Origin of the sequence: Enterobacter sp. 03-F-07-AD-ECC (assembly GCF_047530935.1) — a bacterium.
GTDB classification, from domain to species: Bacteria; Pseudomonadota; Gammaproteobacteria; order Enterobacterales; family Enterobacteriaceae; genus Enterobacter; species Enterobacter cloacae.
This window is the reverse complement of sequence record NZ_JBLKBZ010000013.1, coordinates 88,426-106,087: the sequence shown is the minus strand read 5'-3', so window position 1 is coordinate 106,087 and position 17,662 is coordinate 88,426. Positions and strand designations below refer to the sequence as shown.

Annotated in this window: 13 protein-coding genes; 6 read left to right on the top strand and 7 right to left on the bottom strand. The window is 54.6% G+C overall.

Translation table 11 applies throughout. The features are described 5' to 3' along the window. Positions 1-91: 91 nt before the first annotated feature. Both ppdD and nadC read right to left on the bottom strand, forming a co-directional pair. The gene (ppdD, locus tag ACMWKA_RS18070) at positions 92-511 is read right to left on the bottom strand and encodes a prepilin peptidase-dependent pilin (protein WP_414760474.1); all 420 of its coding nucleotides are present in this window, start codon (positions 509-511) and stop codon (positions 92-94) included. Positions 512-687: 176 nt separating this feature from the next. After that, a complete protein-coding gene (gene nadC / locus ACMWKA_RS18065; RefSeq protein ID WP_095440127.1) occupies positions 688-1,581 on the bottom strand; it encodes a carboxylating nicotinate-nucleotide diphosphorylase in 894 nt (297 codons plus the stop codon). 87 nt (positions 1,582-1,668) lie between these two features. On the opposite strand from nadC, the gene ampD reads away from it, so the two are divergent. Together ampD and ampE are read left to right on the top strand one after the other, a co-directional pair. Continuing rightward, entirely contained in the window at positions 1,669-2,220 is a 552-nt protein-coding gene (gene ampD / locus ACMWKA_RS18060) for a 1,6-anhydro-N-acetylmuramyl-L-alanine amidase AmpD (RefSeq protein ID WP_414760473.1), read from the top strand. A gap of 9 nt (positions 2,221-2,229) precedes the next feature. Beyond that, on the top strand, positions 2,230-3,084 hold the full coding sequence (gene ampE, locus ACMWKA_RS18055; RefSeq protein ID WP_020688508.1) for a beta-lactamase regulator AmpE: 855 nt from the start codon (positions 2,230-2,232) through the stop codon (positions 3,082-3,084). 18 nt (positions 3,085-3,102) lie between these two features. Here ampE and ACMWKA_RS18050 read toward each other — a convergent pair whose 3' ends face one another. The 3 genes from ACMWKA_RS18050 to aroP form a co-directional block, all read right to left on the bottom strand. Next, complete coding sequence (locus ACMWKA_RS18050) at positions 3,103-4,053, bottom strand: family 43 glycosylhydrolase (RefSeq protein WP_246949214.1); 951 nt, start codon at positions 4,051-4,053, stop codon at positions 3,103-3,105. After that, a complete protein-coding gene (locus ACMWKA_RS18045; protein WP_020688510.1) occupies positions 4,046-5,458 on the bottom strand; it encodes a glycoside-pentoside-hexuronide (GPH):cation symporter in 1,413 nt (470 codons plus the stop codon). The genes ACMWKA_RS18050 and ACMWKA_RS18045 overlap by 8 nt, the downstream gene beginning before the upstream one ends. A gap of 166 nt (positions 5,459-5,624) precedes the next feature. Continuing rightward, on the bottom strand, positions 5,625-6,995 hold the full coding sequence (gene aroP, locus ACMWKA_RS18040) for an aromatic amino acid transporter AroP (RefSeq protein ID WP_013095594.1): 1,371 nt from the start codon (positions 6,993-6,995) through the stop codon (positions 5,625-5,627). A gap of 537 nt (positions 6,996-7,532) precedes the next feature. Between aroP and pdhR the strand changes: the two genes are divergently transcribed. The 4 genes from pdhR (at position 7,533) to lpdA (ending at position 14,613) form a co-directional block, all read left to right on the top strand. Then, on the top strand, positions 7,533-8,297 hold the full coding sequence (gene pdhR / locus ACMWKA_RS18035) for a pyruvate dehydrogenase complex transcriptional repressor PdhR (RefSeq protein WP_013095596.1): 765 nt from the start codon (positions 7,533-7,535) through the stop codon (positions 8,295-8,297). 123 nt (positions 8,298-8,420) lie between these two features. Next, the gene (aceE, locus tag ACMWKA_RS18030) at positions 8,421-11,084 is read left to right on the top strand and encodes a pyruvate dehydrogenase (acetyl-transferring), homodimeric type (protein WP_013095597.1); all 2,664 of its coding nucleotides are present in this window, start codon (positions 8,421-8,423) and stop codon (positions 11,082-11,084) included. 14 nt (positions 11,085-11,098) lie between these two features. Next, a complete protein-coding gene (aceF, locus tag ACMWKA_RS18025; RefSeq protein ID WP_023620930.1) occupies positions 11,099-12,991 on the top strand; it encodes a pyruvate dehydrogenase complex dihydrolipoyllysine-residue acetyltransferase in 1,893 nt (630 codons plus the stop codon). A 197-nt stretch (positions 12,992-13,188) separates the two neighbouring features. Continuing rightward, entirely contained in the window at positions 13,189-14,613 is a 1,425-nt protein-coding gene (lpdA, locus tag ACMWKA_RS18020; RefSeq protein ID WP_014830669.1) for a dihydrolipoyl dehydrogenase, read from the top strand. A gap of 52 nt (positions 14,614-14,665) precedes the next feature. Here lpdA and ACMWKA_RS18015 read toward each other — a convergent pair whose 3' ends face one another. Then, on the bottom strand, positions 14,666-15,457 hold the full coding sequence (locus ACMWKA_RS18015) for a DUF2950 family protein (protein WP_128310634.1): 792 nt from the start codon (positions 15,455-15,457) through the stop codon (positions 14,666-14,668). Positions 15,458-15,467: 10 nt separating this feature from the next. Next, complete coding sequence (locus ACMWKA_RS18010; protein WP_252000012.1) at positions 15,468-17,012, bottom strand: DUF3300 domain-containing protein; 1,545 nt, start codon at positions 17,010-17,012, stop codon at positions 15,468-15,470. Positions 17,013-17,662 lie beyond the last annotated feature (650 nt).

Sequence of the window (17,662 nt, the reverse complement as noted above, 5' to 3'; positions counted from 1 at the left end):
GATACCAATGAGCGCAATGTTTTCCATGATAGTTCTCCGAATGAAAGCCTGTCCTCAGCATAGTACCGGGAAGGAGGGAGTGACCATCTCATTAAATATCTTCGCAGGCCTCTTTGAGCGCACCGTCGTTGCTGATATTGCAGCTACGTTTCCAGCCCGTCATACCGTTGCCACTGCTCCATTGCGGTGTCACCACCACCTCAAGTCCGTTAAGACTCTCCTGGCCGGTTAAGGACACGACGCCCTGCGTCACGCTCATTCCCGAGACATAGCGTGTTGTCGTTGGAGAAGGGATACCGTTACTGCCGCCGTCGCAGCTCGTCACGCCGCCATGTTCCAGGGCACAAAGTTCAATCGCCGTGCGATAGGGCACGAACGTTTGCAGCATGTCGGTCAGGGCCGCTTTTCGCAGGTAGTTCTGGTAGGCGGGAATACCAATGGCGCTCAGGATGGCAATAATGCCGATTACCACCATCAGCTCAATGAGCGTGAAGCCTTGCTGTCTGTTCATATCTGCTCCTCAGGATTAAGTGGCGCTACTCTGACAGCGGGGAAAAAAACAGACGAGGGGCAAAAAATAGAACGTGAAGCGGCGTTCAGGGAATTTGTACTTACTTGCAGAGAAGAACAGAGAGATTGCGAGGAGGGCTGAAATTTCCCCTCTCCAGGCAGAGAGGGGAGACGACGTTATTTGAAGCGCATGGAGAGATCGAGGGCGCGAACGTGCTTGGTCAGCGCCCCGACAGAAATGTAGTCCACGCCGGTTTCGGCGAATTCACGGATCGTTTCGAAGGTGACGTTCCCTGAAACTTCGAGCTGTGCCTGGCCGTTGGTGAGCTTCACCGCCTCGCGCATCTGTGCTGTTGCAAAGTTATCGAGCATGATGATATCGGCACCGGCCTTGATGGCCTGATCCAGCTCTTCGAGGTTTTCAACTTCCACTTCAACCGGCACATCCGGGTGCAGCCAGAAGGCTTTCTCCACCGCCTGACGCACGGAGCCAGAGGCAATAATGTGGTTCTCTTTAATCAGGAAGGCGTCGGACAACCCCAGACGGTGGTTGGCTCCCCCGCCACAAAGCACCGCGTACTTTAATGCCGTGCGCAGACCCGGCAGCGTTTTACGGGTGTCCAGCAGTTGCGTATGGGTACCGGCCAGCAGGTCAACGTAACGACGCACTTCGCTTGCCACCCCTGAAAGGGTCTGCACAAAGTTAAGCGCGGTACGTTCACCGGTCAGCAGCACGCGGGACGGGCCTTCAAGCTCAAACAGCGGCTGGTTTGCGGTAATGGCGTCACCGTCTTCAACATGCCAGGTGATTTGCACCTCATCGCCAGCCAGTTGAGTAAAGACCTCTTCAACCCAGCGCTTGCCGCAAAACACGCCATCTTCACGGGTGATGATCACGGCGTGTGAGCGTGTCTCTTTCGGCAATAATTGTGCGGTAATATCGTTGTCCGCGCTGACGTCACCGCCCAGATCTTCTTTCAAAGCATGGGCAACGCTTGCCGGAATATCCATATTAATACGTTCCAGAAGCGCTTCACGTCGGTGGTCGGGGTTGTAGCGGCGAGGCGGCATGATAAAACTCCAAATTGGTAACGAATCATAATATTGAAACATGCTACTCTGAACCGAGTAACAGCACCATACATAAGGAGTTCCAGCATGTTGTTAGAAGAGGGATGGCTGGTGGATGCGCGGCGTGTACCCTCGCCGCACCACGATGGCCGCCCGGAGGATGAAAAGCCCACACTGCTGGTGGTTCATAACATTAGTCTCCCGCCGGGTGAGTTTGGCGGTCCGTGGATCGATGCGTTATTCACGGGAACGATAGATCCCGATGCCCATCCTTTCTTTGCTGAGATTGCGCATCTGCGCGTGTCGGCGCACTGCCTGATCCGTCGCGATGGCGAAGTGGTTCAGTATGTTCCTTTTGATAAGCGCGCCTGGCATGCGGGTGTCTCGATATATCAGGGGCGCGAGCGTTGCAATGACTTCTCTATTGGGATTGAACTGGAAGGCACGGACACCACCCCTTATACCGATGCACAGTACCAGCGGTTGGTGGATATCACCCAAACGCTCATCAGGCTTTACCCTGCGATTGCAGAGAACATGACGGGACACTGTGATATCGCCCCGGCGCGAAAAACCGATCCTGGCCCTGCATTTGACTGGCCCCGGTTTCGCGCCATGCTTACCGCGTCGTCAGAATAAGGAGATAACATGACGTTGTTTACCATGCTGCTGGTTATCATCGCTGAACGCTTGTTCAAACTCGGTGAGCACTGGCATCTGGATCACCGGCTGGAGGTGCTTTTCCGCCGGATTAACCATTTTTCCATGCTGCGTACGCTGCTGATGACCGCGGGCGTGATGGTGATTACGTTCTTGCTGCTGCGCTCGTTATACGGCCTCTTTTTCAACGTGCCGCTACTGGTGGTGTGGATCCTGCTCGGCGTGCTGTGTATTGGCGCAGGCAAGGTGCGTATGCACTATCACGCTTATCTGAAAGCCGCTTCCCGTGATGATGCGCATGCACGTAGCGCCATGGCCAGCGAGCTGACGATGATCCACGGCGTGCCGCCGGATTGCGATGAACGCGAGTTCCTGCGTGAACTGCAAAACGCGCTGCTGTGGATTAACTTCCGCTACTACCTGGCGCCGCTGTTCTGGTTTGTAGTGGGGGGCCCGTGGGGGCCGGTACTGCTGATGGGATATGCGTTCCTGCGCGCCTGGCAGACCTGGCTTGCCCGCTATCTCACCCCGCATGAACGCTTGCTCTCCGGCATTGATGCGATCCTGCACGTGCTCGACTGGCTTCCGGTTCGTCTGGTGGGTGTGGTCTACGCGCTTATTGGCCACGGCGAAAAAGCGCTCCCGGCGTGGTTCGCGTCGCTTGGCGACCGTCATACCTCGCAGTACCAGGTGCTCACACGCCTGGCGCAGTTCTCTCTGGCGCGTGAGCCGCATACCGACAAGATAGAAACGCCGAAAGCGGCGGTCTCGATGGCGAAGAAAACGTCGTTTGTGGTGGTCGTTATCGTAGCGTTGCTAACCATTTACGGCACGCTGGTCTGAACCCGCGTGCCGTAGCGGTTACGGCGTATCTGCAGGCGGGATGCCAAAATCAGGCATCCCGTTTTCGTGCCAGCGGACGAGCTTCAGGCGGGTATGACGATTGGGGTCATAAAGCGGATCGCCTTCAATTTCGGTGTAATTTCGCGCGTGATACACCAGCACATCTTCTCCTTCCGGCGTTTGCGTAAAGCTGTTATGGCCTGGCCCATACTGGCGGTTTTCGTAGCTGGTGACGAAGACCGGGCGCGAGGCCTTGTGCCAGTTCGCAGGATTTTGCGGATCGGCATTGATCTCTGTCCACAGCAGTCCCATGCAGTAGTTCTCGTCGGTCGCGCTGGCGGAATAGCTGATAAACAACTTGTCGCCGTGGAACAGCACCGCCGGGCCTTCGTTGACCCAGAAGCCGCGGCACTCCCAGTCATATTCCGGTTTACTGAGCATCACCGGCTCGCCTTTCAGCGTCCACGGGTTCTCCATTTCACATAAATAGAGATTGGAGTTGCCGGAGATATCCGGGGCTTTTTGCGCCCACAGATACCAGCGTTTCCCCTGATGCACGAACGTGGTCGCGTCCAGCGCAAAGGTGTCGAACGGCGTTTTTACCTGGCCTTTTTCAATCCACGTGCCGGTTAGCGGGTCGCGGTCGGCACACTCCAGCACAAACATGCGGTGCTGGAACATGCCCAGACCATCCAGCGCCTGGGTGTGCGCGGCGGCAAAATAGATGTACCACTTACCGTCGATATGATGCAGTTCCGGTGCCCAGATAAGCTGGCTCATTGGGCCGGTCTCCGGTTTGCGCCATACGACCACCTCGTCGGCACTGCGCAAACCTTCCAGCGACGCTGCCCGGCGGATCGCCAGTCTGTCGTATTGCGGCACGGAGGCGATAAAATAATATTGCCCTTCATGACGCAGAATGTACGGGTCAGCGCGTTGTTCTATAAACGGGTTAGGCCAGTTATGCATGCGGCGTTCCTTCTTTTGTTTCGGCTCTCGTTTCCTGCCAGGCGTTCAGTTCGCTGTAGTTGGTGCGGCGTTTCTCCAGGTCGAGCTGGATCTGTTTCATGGTTTCCCGATCCACTTTCAGCAGTCGCACTACGCCCGCAGTGATCAAATACCCCACGCCCGGGATCACGGTAAACAGCAGAACGATCCCGTTAATGGCCTCTGCGCTTTGCGCTTTCGCACCGGCGTCGTAGCCATACCAGGAGAGCAGGAAGCCCACCATCGCGCCAGCAATCGCCAGCCCCAGCTTGAGGAAGAAGATATTGCCCGAGAAGCTGATCCCGGTGATGCGTTTACCGGTTTTCCACTCGCCATAGTCGTCCACATCAGCCATCAGTGACCAGTGCAGCGGAGATGGGATCTGGTGAAGAATGTTAAGCAGGAAGTAGAGCACCACGATGGTGACGGTCGCTTTCGGGTCGAAGAAATAGAACGCGCAGGAGAAAAGCGCCAGCACGATGTTGGTCCAGAAGAACACTTTCAATTTACACCAGCGGTCGGTCAGCACTTTCGCCAGCATACTGCCGAGCATCATTCCCACCACGCCCAGGCTGATAAACAGGGTGGCAAAGTGAGTGCTCTGGCCCATTACCCAGGTGACGTAATACATGGTGGCCGCCATGCGGATAAAGCCCGGGCAGACGTTGCAGAGGGTCAGCAGCAGAATGCGTACCCACTGGTCGTTTTTCCACACGTCCTTCAGATCGTTTTTCAGCTCATCATGGGTCTGCACCGCCGGACGTACGCGCTCGCGCACGGTGGCGAAGCAGAACAGGAACATACAGGTACCAATCAGCGCCAGCACGGTCATCGCCATCTGGTAGCCTTTGGCTTTGTTATCGCCACCAAACCAGTCCGCCATCGGCAGGAGCGTCAGCGACAGTAAAAGCGTGGCAATACCCACCATCACAAAGCGATAGGACTGGCAGGCCACGCGCTCTTTTGGGTCATTGGTGATCACGCCGCCCAACGAGCAGTAGGGAATGTTGATGGCCGTATAGGTTAACGAGAGCAGGAAGTAGGTCACAAAGGCATAGATAACTTTGCTGTTATAGCTCCAGTCAGGCGTGGTGAACATCAGGATACTGAACAGCGCATAGGGGAACGCAATCCACAAAAGCCATGGACGAAACCGCCCATATTTACTGCGGGTACGGTCCGCGATGGCCCCCATAATCGGGTCCGTAACGGCATCAATGACGCGCACGGACAGCAGCAACACGCCGACCAGCGCAGGTGCCAGCCCAAAAATATCGGTATAAAAATAATTAACAAACAACATGATGGCGCCGAAGATGATATTGCATCCTGCATCGCCCATCCCATAGCCGATCTTCTCTTTTACTGACAGTTTATTGTTATCCATTGACTGCTCTCCGGGTGACGGTATGGAGAGAATTATTTGCTGGCTAATCGATATATGCGTTGCAGTATCAGGGCGGTGATATGGATAAAGCGGCTGACGAGGTGAATTTGTGAGGAAGGTAACAAACGCTCAGCACCCGCGAAACGAGTGCTGAGCTGAGGGGCTATTAATGTGCTTTTACGGTTTTACCGTTTTTCTGTTTTACCAGATACCCCACGCCGAGGATCGCAATCCAGACCGGGATCAGGTAAACGGAAATCGCCATGCCTGGGGTGAGTAGCATAATTACCAGCACGCCCGCCATAAACAGCAGGCAAACCCAGTTACCCAGCGGATAGAGCAGGGCAGGGAAGCGTGTGGTTACGCCCTGCTGCTGTTTAGCGCGGCGGAACTTGATGTGCGCCAGGCTGATCATCGCCCAGTTAATCACCAGAGCCGAGACCACCAGGGCCATCAGCAGGCCAAACGCCGATTCAGGTGCCATGTAGTTAATCAGCACGCAAAGCGCCGTCACGATAGCCGAAACAATGATGGTATTGACCGGCACGCCGCGCTTATCGACGTTCAACAGGGCTTTCGGTGCGTTACCCTGCTGCGCAAGGCCGAACAGCATGCGGCTGTTGCAGTACACGCAGCTGTTGTAAACGGAAAGCGCCGCCGTCAGCACGACGATATTGAGTGCATTCGCCACGAAGGTATCGCCCAGTTCGTGGAAGATAAGGACGAACGGGCTGGTGTCGGCCGTGACGCGTGTCCACGGCAGCAGCGAGAGCAGAACGGCCAGTGAACCCACATAGAAGATCAGAATTCGGTAGATAACCTGATTTGTCGCTTTCGGGATGCTTTGCTCCGGGTTGTCGGCTTCAGCGGCGGTGATCCCCACCAGCTCCAGCCCCCCGAAGGAAAACATAATAATGGCCATCATCATCACCAGACCGGTCATCCCGTGAGGCAGGAATCCACCTTGCTCCCAGAGGTTACGCACTGTGGCCTGTGGGCCACCGTTGCCGCTAAACAGCAGCCAGCCGCCAAAGATAATCATCGCCACCACGGCAATGACTTTGATGATGGCAAACCAGAACTCCATCTCACCGAACACTTTTACGTTGGTCAGGTTGATGGCGTTGATAATGACGAAGAACGCTGCCGCAGAAACCCAGGTTGGGATCTCGGGATACCAGAACTGAATGTATTTCCCCACGGCGGTCAGTTCTGCCATGGCCACCAGAACGTAAAGCACCCAGTAGTTCCAGCCGGAAGCGAAACCGGCAAAACTGCCCCAGTATTTGTAGGCAAAGTGGCTGAACGAGCCTGCAACCGGCTCTTCAACGACCATCTCACCTAACTGGCGCATAATCAGAAACGCAATAAAACCTGCGATAGCGTAACCCAAAATAATGCCTGGACCGGCCGACTGGATGACGGATGCGCTTCCCAGAAACAGGCCTGTGCCGATAGCACCACCCAATGCGATGAGCTGTATATGGCGGTTTTTAAGGCCGCGCTTTAGCTGATCGCCGTGCTGTTGAGCTTCCATTTGAAACCTCGTGTGTGGTTGTTATGTTCACGCTGTGCGTGTGTAATTATGAATATCCGTTTTCTGTATTTATTTCTTTACGGTTAATAAGACCGAAAAAAGCGGAGATGTCTTCCGTAAGCGCAAGAATAGTGGTAAGCGCATGTGAATGCACCTGCTTTATGAAGGGCTGATGACGAGTTGAATAAAAAGAAAGCATTTGTAAATCGCACCGTTAATTCTTACTACCCCAACCTATAGAATAGAAATGCCTTAAAAGTGGGCGAATTTTCATTTTTTGCGTTGTTGAATCGCTTCAGATTGCAAAAACCCTCGTTTCATTATGGTTAAAACTCCCTCTTTGGTAGTAATCAGCTCATTTGTGCAAAGTTACATTTCTGAAACGTTATTTCTGTAAGGTTGTTAAAATGTGCAGGGTTTACTGATTTCAATCAAAACCAATATGGACAGAAGGTGAATACTTTGTTACTTTAGCGATACGAACTTGAAATTGGTAAGACCAATTGACTCCGGGCAAAAAGGCGTAAGACAGGGAATATGGCCTACAGCAAAATTCGCCAACCAAAACTATCCGATGTGATTGAGCAGCAGCTGGAGTTTTTAATCCTCGAGGGGACACTGCGCCCGGGTGAGAAACTTCCGCCAGAACGCGAGCTGGCTAAACAGTTCGACGTATCCCGCCCCTCTCTGCGTGAGGCGATTCAACGCCTCGAAGCAAAGGGCTTGCTGCTTCGTCGCCAGGGCGGCGGAACCTTTGTTCAAAACAGCCTGTGGCAGAGCTTCAGCGATCCGCTGGTAGAACTTCTCTCTGACCACCCAGAATCCCAGTTTGATCTGCTTGAGACCCGTCACGCGCTTGAAGGTATCGCGGCCTATTACGCCGCCCTTCGCAGCACTGATGAAGATCGCGTGCGTATCCGCGAACTGCATCAGGCCATTGAACGGGCACAGCAGTCCGGCGATTTAGACGCCGAGTCCAATGCCGTCGTCCAGTATCAGATTGCCGTCACCGAAGCGGCACACAACGTAGTGCTCCTCCATCTGCTACGCTGCATGGAGCCGATGCTGGCCCAGAACGTTCGTCAAAATTTTGAATTGTTGTATGCCCGTCGGGACATGCTCCCGCTGGTAAGCAACCATCGCACCCGAGTATTCGAGGCGATAATGGCCGGGGAACCGGAGCAGGCGCGCGAAGCGTCGCACCGACATCTGGCTTTCATTGAGGAAATCTTGCTGGACCGCAGCCGAGAACAATCGCGTCGCGAACGTTCATTACGCCGCATACAGCAACGAAAGGATTAAGCGCCAGGTACTTTTAGAGCGCGGCAACTAAACGCAGAACCTGTCTTATTGTGTTTTCTGACGAAAATACAATGGGACAGGTTCCAGACAAATCAACGTATTAGATAGATAAGGAATACCCCCATGTCAGAACGTCTCCAAAATGACGTGGATCCGATCGAAACTCGCGACTGGCTACAGGCGATCGAATCGGTCATCCGTGAAGAAGGTGTTGAGCGCGCTCAGTATCTGATTGATCAGCTGCTTTCTGAAGCCCGCAAAGGCGGCGTGAAGGTTGCTTCAGGTGCAGGGGCTAGCAACTACGTAAACACGATTGCCGTTGAAGACGAACCGGAATACCCGGGCAATCTGGATCTGGAACGCCGTATCCGTTCTGCTATCCGCTGGAACGCCATCATGACCGTTCTGCGTGCGTCCAAGAAAGATCTGGAGCTGGGTGGCCACATGGCGTCCTTCCAGTCCTCTGCGACCGTTTACGAAGTGTGCTTCAACCACTTCTTCCGTGCTGCTAACGAGAAAGACGGCGGCGACCTGGTGTACTTCCAGGGCCACATCTCTCCGGGCATCTATGCACGTGCATTCCTGGAAGGTCGTCTGACTGAAGAGCAGATGAATAACTTCCGTCAGGAAGTTCACGGTAAAGGTCTGTCTTCTTACCCGCACCCTAAACTGATGCCTGAATTCTGGCAGTTCCCGACCGTATCCATGGGTCTGGGCCCAATCGGTGCAATCTATCAGGCGAAATTCCTGAAGTACCTGGAACACCGTGGTCTGAAAGATACCTCTGAGCAAACCGTTTACGCCTTCCTGGGTGACGGTGAGATGGATGAGCCAGAATCTAAAGGTGCGATCACCATCGCTACCCGTGAGAAGCTGGACAACCTGTGCTTCATCATCAACTGTAACCTGCAACGTCTGGATGGTCCGGTAACCGGTAACGGTAAGATCATCAACGAACTGGAAGGCATCTTCGCAGGTGCTGGCTGGAACGTTATCAAAGTAATGTGGGGTTCCCGTTGGGACGAACTGCTGCGTAAAGACACCAGCGGTAAACTGATCCAGCTGATGAACGAAACCGTTGACGGTGACTACCAGACCTTCAAATCTAAAGACGGTGCCTACGTTCGTGAGCACTTCTTCGGCAAATATCCTGAAACCGCCGCACTGGTTGCAGACTGGACTGACGAGCAGATCTGGGCGCTGAACCGTGGTGGTCACGATCCGAAGAAAATCTACGCAGCACTGAAAAAAGCGCGCGAAACCAAAGGTAAAGCGACTGTAATCCTGGCCCACACCATCAAAGGTTACGGCATGGGTGATACCGCAGAAGGTAAAAACATCGCTCACCAGGTTAAGAAAATGAACATGGACGGCGTGCGCTATATTCGCGACCGTTTCAACGTGCCAGTGACCGATGAGCAGGTAGAAAACCTGTCTTACATCACCTTCCCGGAAGGTTCTGAAGAGTACAAATACCTGCACGAACGTCGTCAGGCGCTGAAAGGCTACCTGCCAGCTCGTCAGCCTAACTTCACCGAGAAACTGGAACTGCCAGCGCTGGAAGACTTCTCTCAGCTGCTGGAAGAGCAGAACAAAGAGATCTCCACCACTATCGCTTTCGTTCGTGCCCTGAACGTGATGCTGAAGAACAAGTCGATCAAAGATCGTCTGGTGCCAATCATCGCTGACGAAGCGCGTACTTTCGGTATGGAAGGTCTGTTCCGTCAGATCGGTATCTACAGCCCGAACGGCCAGCAGTACACCCCGCAGGACCGTGAGCAGGTTGCTTACTACAAAGAAGACGAGAAAGGTCAGATCCTGCAGGAAGGTATCAACGAGCTGGGCGCAGGCGCATCCTGGCTGGCTGCTGCGACCTCCTACAGCACCAACAACCTGCCGATGATCCCGTTCTACATCTACTACTCCATGTTCGGGTTCCAGCGTATCGGTGACCTGTGCTGGCAGGCAGGCGACCAGCAGGCTCGCGGCTTCCTGATTGGTGGTACTTCCGGTCGTACGACCCTGAACGGTGAAGGTCTGCAGCACGAAGATGGCCACAGCCACATTCAGTCTCTGACTATCCCTAACTGTATCTCTTACGACCCGTCTTACGCGTACGAAGTGGCAGTCATCATGCATGACGGTCTGCAGCGCATGTACGGCGAAGCGCAAGAGAACATTTACTACTACATCACCACCCTGAACGAAAACTACCACATGCCGGCAATGCCAGCAGGTGCCGAGGAAGGTATCCGTAAAGGTATCTATAAACTCGAAACCATTGAAGGTAGCAAAGGTAAAGTTCAGCTGCTGGGCTCCGGTTCTATTCTGCGTCACGTTCGTGAAGCAGCGCAGATCCTGGCGAAAGACTACGGTGTGGGTTCCGACGTGTACAGCGTGACCTCCTTCACTGAACTGGCGCGTGATGGCCAGGATTGTGAGCGCTGGAACATGCTGCACCCAATGGAAACCCCACGCGTTCCGTACATCGCTCAGGTGATGAACGACGCGCCAGCGGTGGCGTCTACTGACTATATGAAACTGTTCGCTGAGCAGGTTCGTACTTACGTTCCAGCTGATGATTATCGCGTACTGGGTACTGACGGCTTCGGTCGTTCTGACAGCCGCGAAAACCTGCGTCACCACTTCGAAGTTGATGCTTCTTACGTGGTTGTAGCAGCACTGGGCGAACTGGCTAAACGTGGCGAAATCGATAAGAAAGTGGTTGCGGACGCAATTACCAAATTCAACATCGATGCAGAAAAAGTTAACCCGCGTCTGGCGTAAGAGGTAAAAGAATAATGGCTATCGAAATCAATGTACCGGACATCGGGGCTGATGAAGTTGAAATCACCGAGATCCTGGTCAAAGTAGGCGACAAAGTTGAAGCTGAACAGTCGCTGATCACCGTAGAAGGCGACAAAGCCTCTATGGAAGTCCCGTCTCCTCAGGCTGGCATCGTTAAAGAGATCAAAGTCTCTGTTGGCGATAAAACCGAGACTGGCAAACTGATCATGATTTTCGATTCCGCCGACGGTGCAGCAGCTGCTGCACCTGCGCAGGAAGAGAAGAAAGAAGCTCCGGCCGCCGCTGCTCCAGCAGCTGCCGCGGCAGCGAAAGAAGTTAACGTGCCTGACATCGGTGGTGACGAAGTTGAAGTCACTGAAATCCTGGTGAAAGTGGGCGATACCGTTGCAGCTGAGCAGTCTCTGATCACCGTAGAAGGCGATAAAGCGTCTATGGAAGTGCCGGCGCCGTTCGCGGGCACCGTTAAAGAGATCAAGATCAACACCGGTGACAAAGTGTCTACCGGCTCTCTGATCATGATCTTCGAAGTGGCGGGTGCTGCACCTGCCGCTGCGCCAGCTCAGGCTGCTGCTCCGGCTCCAGCGGCTGCACCAGCAGCAGGCGGCGTGAAAGACGTTAACGTTCCTGACATCGGCGGTGACGAAGTCGAAGTGACCGAAGTGATGGTGAAAGTGGGCGACAAAGTTGCCGCTGAACAGTCACTGATCACCGTTGAAGGCGACAAAGCCTCTATGGAAGTGCCTGCGCCGTTCGCGGGTACCGTTAAAGAGATCAAAATCAGCACCGGCGACAAAGTCTCTACCGGCTCTCTGATCATGGTCTTCGAAGTGGAAGGCGCTGCGCCTGCTGCCGCTCCGGCTGCCGCGGCTGCTCCAGCACCGGCTGCTGCTCCGGCTCAGGCTGCTAAACCAGCGGCACCTGCTGCAAAAGCGGAAAGCAAATCTGAGTTCGCTGAAAACGACGCTTACGTCCACGCGACCCCGCTGATTCGTCGCCTGGCGCGCGAATTCGGCGTGAACCTGGCGAAAGTGAAAGGGACTGGCCGTAAAGGTCGTATCCTGCGCGAAGACGTTCAGGCTTATGTGAAAGACGCGGTGAAACGCGCTGAAGCTGCACCAGCTGCAGCCGCAGGCGGCGGTATCCCGGGCATGCTGCCATGGCCGAAGGTGGACTTCAGCAAGTTCGGTGAAATTGAAGAAGTGGAACTGGGCCGCATCCAGAAAATCTCTGGTGCTAACCTGAGCCGTAACTGGGTCATGATCCCGCACGTTACGCACTTCGACAAAACCGATATCACCGATCTGGAAGCGTTCCGTAAACAGCAGAACGCCGAAGCTGAGAAGCGTAAACTGGACGTGAAATTCACCCCAGTGGTCTTCATCATGAAAGCCGTTGCCGCTGCCCTGGAGCAGATGCCTCGCTTCAACAGCTCCCTGTCCGAAGATGGCCAGAAGCTGACGCTGAAGAAATACATCAACATCGGTGTTGCGGTTGATACGCCAAATGGTCTGGTTGTTCCGGTCTTCAAAGACGTGAACAAGAAGAGCATCACTGAGCTGTCCCGTGAACTGACCACCATCTCCAAAAAAGCGCGTGATGGTAAGCTGACTGCCGGCGAAATGCAGGGCGGCTGCTTCACTATCTCCAGCATCGGCGGCCTGGGTACTACCCACTTCGCACCGATTGTTAACGCGCCGGAAGTGGCTATCCTCGGTGTGTCCAAGTCCGCGATGGAGCCGGTGTGGAATGGCAAAGAGTTCGTGCCGCGTCTGATGATGCCAATCTCTCTGTCCTTCGACCACCGCGTGATCGACGGTGCTGATGGTGCGCGTTTCATCACCATCATCAACAACATGCTGAGTGACATTCGCCGCCTGGTGATGTAAGTGAAAAGCCGGCCAGTCGGCCGGCTTTTTTCTGTTAATCTCATGTGGTTTGTGAGGTTATTGGCGAAAGCGACAATTCGTGAGCCGTTTGTTGTTTCAAAATTGTTAACAATTTTGTAAACTGCGAGCGGATAGAACGTCCCGGTGGATGAAGGGCGACAAGTACCTGGACCGCCGGAAATCAATAAGAGGTCATGATGAGTACTGAAATCAAAACTCAGGTCGTGGTACTTGGGGCAGGTCCCGCAGGTTACTCTGCAGCCTTCCGTTGCGCTGATTTAGGTCTGGAAACCGTCATCGTAGAACGTTACAACACCCTTGGTGGTGTTTGTCTGAACGTAGGTTGTATCCCTTCTAAAGCGCTGCTGCACGTAGCGAAAGTTATCGAAGAAGCCAAAGCGCTGGCTGAACACGGTATCGTCTTCGGCGAGCCGAAAACCGATATCGATAAAATCCGTACCTGGAAAGAGAAAGTTATCACTCAGCTGACCGGTGGTCTGGCTGGCATGGCGAAAGGCCGTAAAGTGAAAGTGGTTAACGGTCTGGGTAAATTCACCGGCGCGAACACTCTTGAAGTGGAAGGCGAAAACGGCAAAACCGTAATCAACTTCGACAACGCGATCATCGCGGCGGGCTCTCGTCCAATCGAACTGCCATTCATTCCACATGAAGATCCACGCGTGTGGGATTCCACCGATGCCCTGGAACTGAAAACCGTTCCAAAACGTCTGCTGGTTATGGGCGGCGGTATCATCGGTCTGGAAATGGGTACCGTGTACCATGCGCTGGGTTCAGACATTGACGTGGTTGAAATGTTCGACCAGGTTATCCCGGCTGCGGATAAAGACATCGTTAAAGTCTTCACCAAGCGTATCAGCAAGAAATTCAACCTGATGCTGGAAACCAAAGTGACTGCCGTTGAAGCGAAAGAAGACGGTATTTACGTTTCCATGGAAGGTAAAAAAGCGCCATCCGAACCACAGCGTTACGACGCCGTGCTGGTGGCGATCGGCCGTGTGCCGAACGGTAAGAACCTCGACGCGGGCAAAGCTGGCGTGGAAGTGGACGACCGTGGCTTCATCCGCGTTGACAAACAGCTGCGCACTAACGTGCCGCACATCTTTGCTATCGGCGATATCGTCGGTCAGCCAATGCTGGCGCACAAAGGTGTTCACGAAGGTCACGTTGCCGCTGAAGTTATCGCCGGCATGAAACACTACTTCGATCCGAAAGTGATCCCATCTATCGCGTACACCGAGCCAGAAGTGGCATGGGTCGGTCTGACCGAGAAAGAAGCGAAAGAGAAAGGCATCAGCTACGAAACCGCCACCTTCCCGTGGGCTGCTTCTGGCCGTGCTATCGCTTCCGATTGCGCAGACGGTATGACCAAACTGATCTTCGACAAAGAGACTCACCGCGTTATCGGTGGTGCGATTGTCGGTACCAACGGCGGCGAGCTGCTGGGTGAAATCGGTCTGGCGATCGAAATGGGTTGCGACGCGGAAGACATCGCGCTGACCATCCACGCTCACCCAACTCTGCACGAGTCCGTGGGCCTGGCGGCAGAAGTGTTTGAAGGTAGCATCACCGACCTGCCAAACGCGAAAGCGAAGAAGAAATAAGTTTCTTCAGACAAAAAAAGCGGCCTGTGGCCGCTTTTTTTATGTGCTGGATTCAGGGAGCCACAGGCTGCCAGGTTTTATCCGGGCTATAGGCGGTTAACGCCTGGGCTTTCTGCTCAGAGTCATTGCCGAGATCGGCCTGGTACACTTTGTCATCCTGGTTTATCACAAAGCTCATGACGCCTGTCTGGCCATAGCTGACGGGCCACGCCACCATCGCAAAGCCTTTTTCATCAGGCAGGATACGGAACCGATAGCCGTGATAGCCTGCACCGGGCTCTTTGGGGCTGAAGGCCGGTCCCAGCGGGCTGGGGGCTTCACCCGGCGAAACGGGCCAGTAGAGACCATCTTTTTTCCCTTCAGAGCTGACAATTTTCTGCGCGTATTTTTGATTCATGGCGAAATAGCTCTGCTGGGCATCCACATAGGCATGTAATGCTTCGATGGCGGCAAGCTCGTTACGCCCGATCTCGCGGGTCAGGATCTCCTCGGCGCCCTCCTTGATATCGAATTGCCATCCGGTAGCGGTTTTGACAACCGGGATGGGCAACTGCCAGTCGTTATTTCCGACAACCAGATGTGCCGTATTACCGTCGATAACCGTGTTGTGCCGCACCTTCCAGTCGCGGAGGAAACGATCGACGGCATCAGGATCGACCCCTTCAGGCGGCAGAAAATCGCGCCAGTTCTCTCCAAGCAGATTGTTCATCGCCGTTTCATTCTGCTCACTGATGGCATGCGCCAGCGCATCGGTCGCCTGAGCGGGCGTGCTGAAGGATTGCTGTGCCATCGCAGCGGCGGACATCATGAACAACACCATTCCACAGACAAGATTCTTTTTCATGTTGGCTCCCTTAACGATGACGGAATTCACGGTGTTCAGCACGTCCGGCAGGGGCCTGACGCGGCTGCTGATGACGGGCAGCCAATTGTCTGCTTTGCGCCCCCCGTTGCTGCTGGGCTTGCCAGTTGGCAGAGCGGCTGTCGTTGCCGCTCAAGGCATTTGCGCGAGGTTGGCTGGTTCGCTGCGGGATATGGCGTTGCTGAGCAGGCTGCGCGATCCGTTTCTCCTGCCGCTGGGTTACGGCAGGGTGATTATCACGCTGCTGCGAGGTGGTTCGCTTTGCCGTTTGCGGTCTGGTGTCGTAGCCACGGTAGTTGTTGCGCTGGGATATCTGCTTCAACTGTTCGCCTGAAGCCTGGCGCTGTGCATCTCTGGTTCCCGGACGCGCGGTTTGCGGGAAGGTTTTACCCGTCGATTTCTCCATCTGGCTCAGGGCCGCCTGACGCTGGCTGTCGCGGTTAACCGGTTTTTGCTGCGTAGAACTGAGCCCCGTTACCGTGTTAGTGGAATGGAAGCGGTTATTGAGCTGGCTGGTGGGGTAGGGCACACCTTCCCGATACGCCGGGTTATGCTGCCAGGTGCGGTTGGCATCCGTCAGGCGTTGACCACTGATTTTGTTGAAGTTCTCAACGTTGATATTGATATTGTTATCACCGTTGCGGTTATAGCCGCCGTGATTCCAGTCATCGTCATGATGGTGGTTCCAGTCGTCGTCATCATCCCAGTCGATGTTGCTGAAGATGGCGTAGGTTGTCGCCACACCCAGGCTGAAGCCTAAGCCTTTGACCAGACTGTCCGTAAACTGCTCTCCCGGTGAAGGAGGAAGATAGGTTGGCGGATAGGCAGTGTTTGGCCAGGTACCGTAGACGGTATTGGGGTTATAGGTGGGGACGTAAACGACCTGCGGATCCGCGGATTCAATTTTGATCACCGTCGGGGCAGGCGTGGTGGAAGTCGTCGATTCGCTGGTGGCCGATTTGGCCGGGGCAGGTTTCGTCACGGTGGTGACCGTCTGCTGAGGCGTCGATTGTAAGGCGCCGGTCTTTTGAGCCAGCGCGCGCAGGCGTTGGACGGAATCCATGACATCCTTCGGTTGCGCGAGAAACGCATCCCCCAGATTTTGTACCCACGGCGGGTTTTCACCCATCAGCGACATCAGTTGAGGAAACGCGACCAGCGATTTTACGCTGGGATCCCAGGGCTGGCTGGCAACGGCCTGGATAGCGGCGTCTCCTTCCATTTTAGGGTTGTCTTTGGACCACTGCGCCGCCTGGATGACGTTGGCCGGGTAGGTCGAGGCCATTAAAATTTGGGACAGCAGGGCATCCGGATAGAGCGCGATGGGAGCAACCCACTGATCGATTTGCGCGGCCGTATAGGCTGGGGCGACGACGGGGGCGGGTTGCGCTGCTGCGGGGGTTACCGGTTGTTGTGCGACGGGAGCGGGGGCGACAGGCTCTGTCGCCCGACTTTTGACAAACATGACGCCTGAGGCGGCAAACAGCCCGGCACTGCACAGAAGAACAAGCAGATGTGGTTTAAAGGGCAACTTCATAAAATGACTCCAACGAGACAGGCGCTGTGCCGTGAGGCGTTACGGTTGGCGTGAGTATTATTCACTCGCCTTTTACTGTTTTGACTTTTGTTGGGGAACTGCCGGTACGTCCGGATAAAGAGTGTGAGTATTTATTACACAATTATATGTGATAGCTGAAAAGCCGCTGGGATTTCAGAAGGCCGCTCTTGCGAGCGGCCAGCAGCTAGTTGCCGAGGTTGACAACAAACAGCACTGTGATGTCGGATATGTTCCAGCCACCGTGCAGTGCCGTAAGCAGTAAACCGAGCGCAACGATCAGCGCAGTGATTCGCATCTCCATTGCGTGCGTTCCTGTACAGGCTACGCGGGTTCATTCTTCACCGGGAAAGGCAGAACCTGGCAAATTGGGATTGCCGCGTAGGTTACGGAACTGCTCCCGGGCCCGGAGACTGGTTGCTACACCAGCGAAGCAGGCCGAGGAGAAGAGTAATCGACTCGGTGGTAATTCAGAAGGCTAAAAATGAAGTTAAAAGGGTTTTCATTCGAAACAGGAAGACGCTACGCAAAACTGACATGATGGCTTGCAAGCCAGCGGGTTGTGATGCAGAATTCATCGCGTTGGGATTGCCGCAAATCTGCCAACCCGGTGTGCTACCACCGCAAGGCAA

Bases quoted from the DNA above. Each gene is read 5' to 3' on its own strand.
- ampD (WP_414760473.1), top strand. From the start codon at position 1,669: ATGTTGTTAGAAGAGGGATGGCTGGTGGATGCGCGGCGTGTACCCTCG.
- lpdA (WP_014830669.1), top strand. From the start codon at position 13,189: ATGAGTACTGAAATCAAAACTCAGGTCGTGGTACTTGGGGCAGGTCCC.
- ppdD (WP_414760474.1), bottom strand. From the start codon at position 511: ATGAACAGACAGCAAGGCTTCACGCTCATTGAGCTGATGGTGGTAATC.
- ACMWKA_RS18015 (WP_128310634.1), bottom strand. From the start codon at position 15,457: ATGAAAAAGAATCTTGTCTGTGGAATGGTGTTGTTCATGATGTCCGCC.
- pdhR (WP_013095596.1), top strand. From the start codon at position 7,533: ATGGCCTACAGCAAAATTCGCCAACCAAAACTATCCGATGTGATTGAG.
- aroP (WP_013095594.1), bottom strand. From the start codon at position 6,995: ATGGAAGCTCAACAGCACGGCGATCAGCTAAAGCGCGGCCTTAAAAAC.
- nadC (WP_095440127.1), bottom strand. From the start codon at position 1,581: ATGCCGCCTCGCCGCTACAACCCCGACCACCGACGTGAAGCGCTTCTG.
- ACMWKA_RS18050 (WP_246949214.1), bottom strand. From the start codon at position 4,053: ATGCATAACTGGCCTAACCCGTTTATAGAACAACGCGCTGACCCGTAC.
- aceE (WP_013095597.1), top strand. From the start codon at position 8,421: ATGTCAGAACGTCTCCAAAATGACGTGGATCCGATCGAAACTCGCGAC.
- ACMWKA_RS18045 (WP_020688510.1), bottom strand. From the start codon at position 5,458: ATGGATAACAATAAACTGTCAGTAAAAGAGAAGATCGGCTATGGGATG.
- ACMWKA_RS18010 (WP_252000012.1), bottom strand. From the start codon at position 17,012: ATGAAGTTGCCCTTTAAACCACATCTGCTTGTTCTTCTGTGCAGTGCC.
- aceF (WP_023620930.1), top strand. From the start codon at position 11,099: ATGGCTATCGAAATCAATGTACCGGACATCGGGGCTGATGAAGTTGAA.
- ampE (WP_020688508.1), top strand. From the start codon at position 2,230: ATGACGTTGTTTACCATGCTGCTGGTTATCATCGCTGAACGCTTGTTC.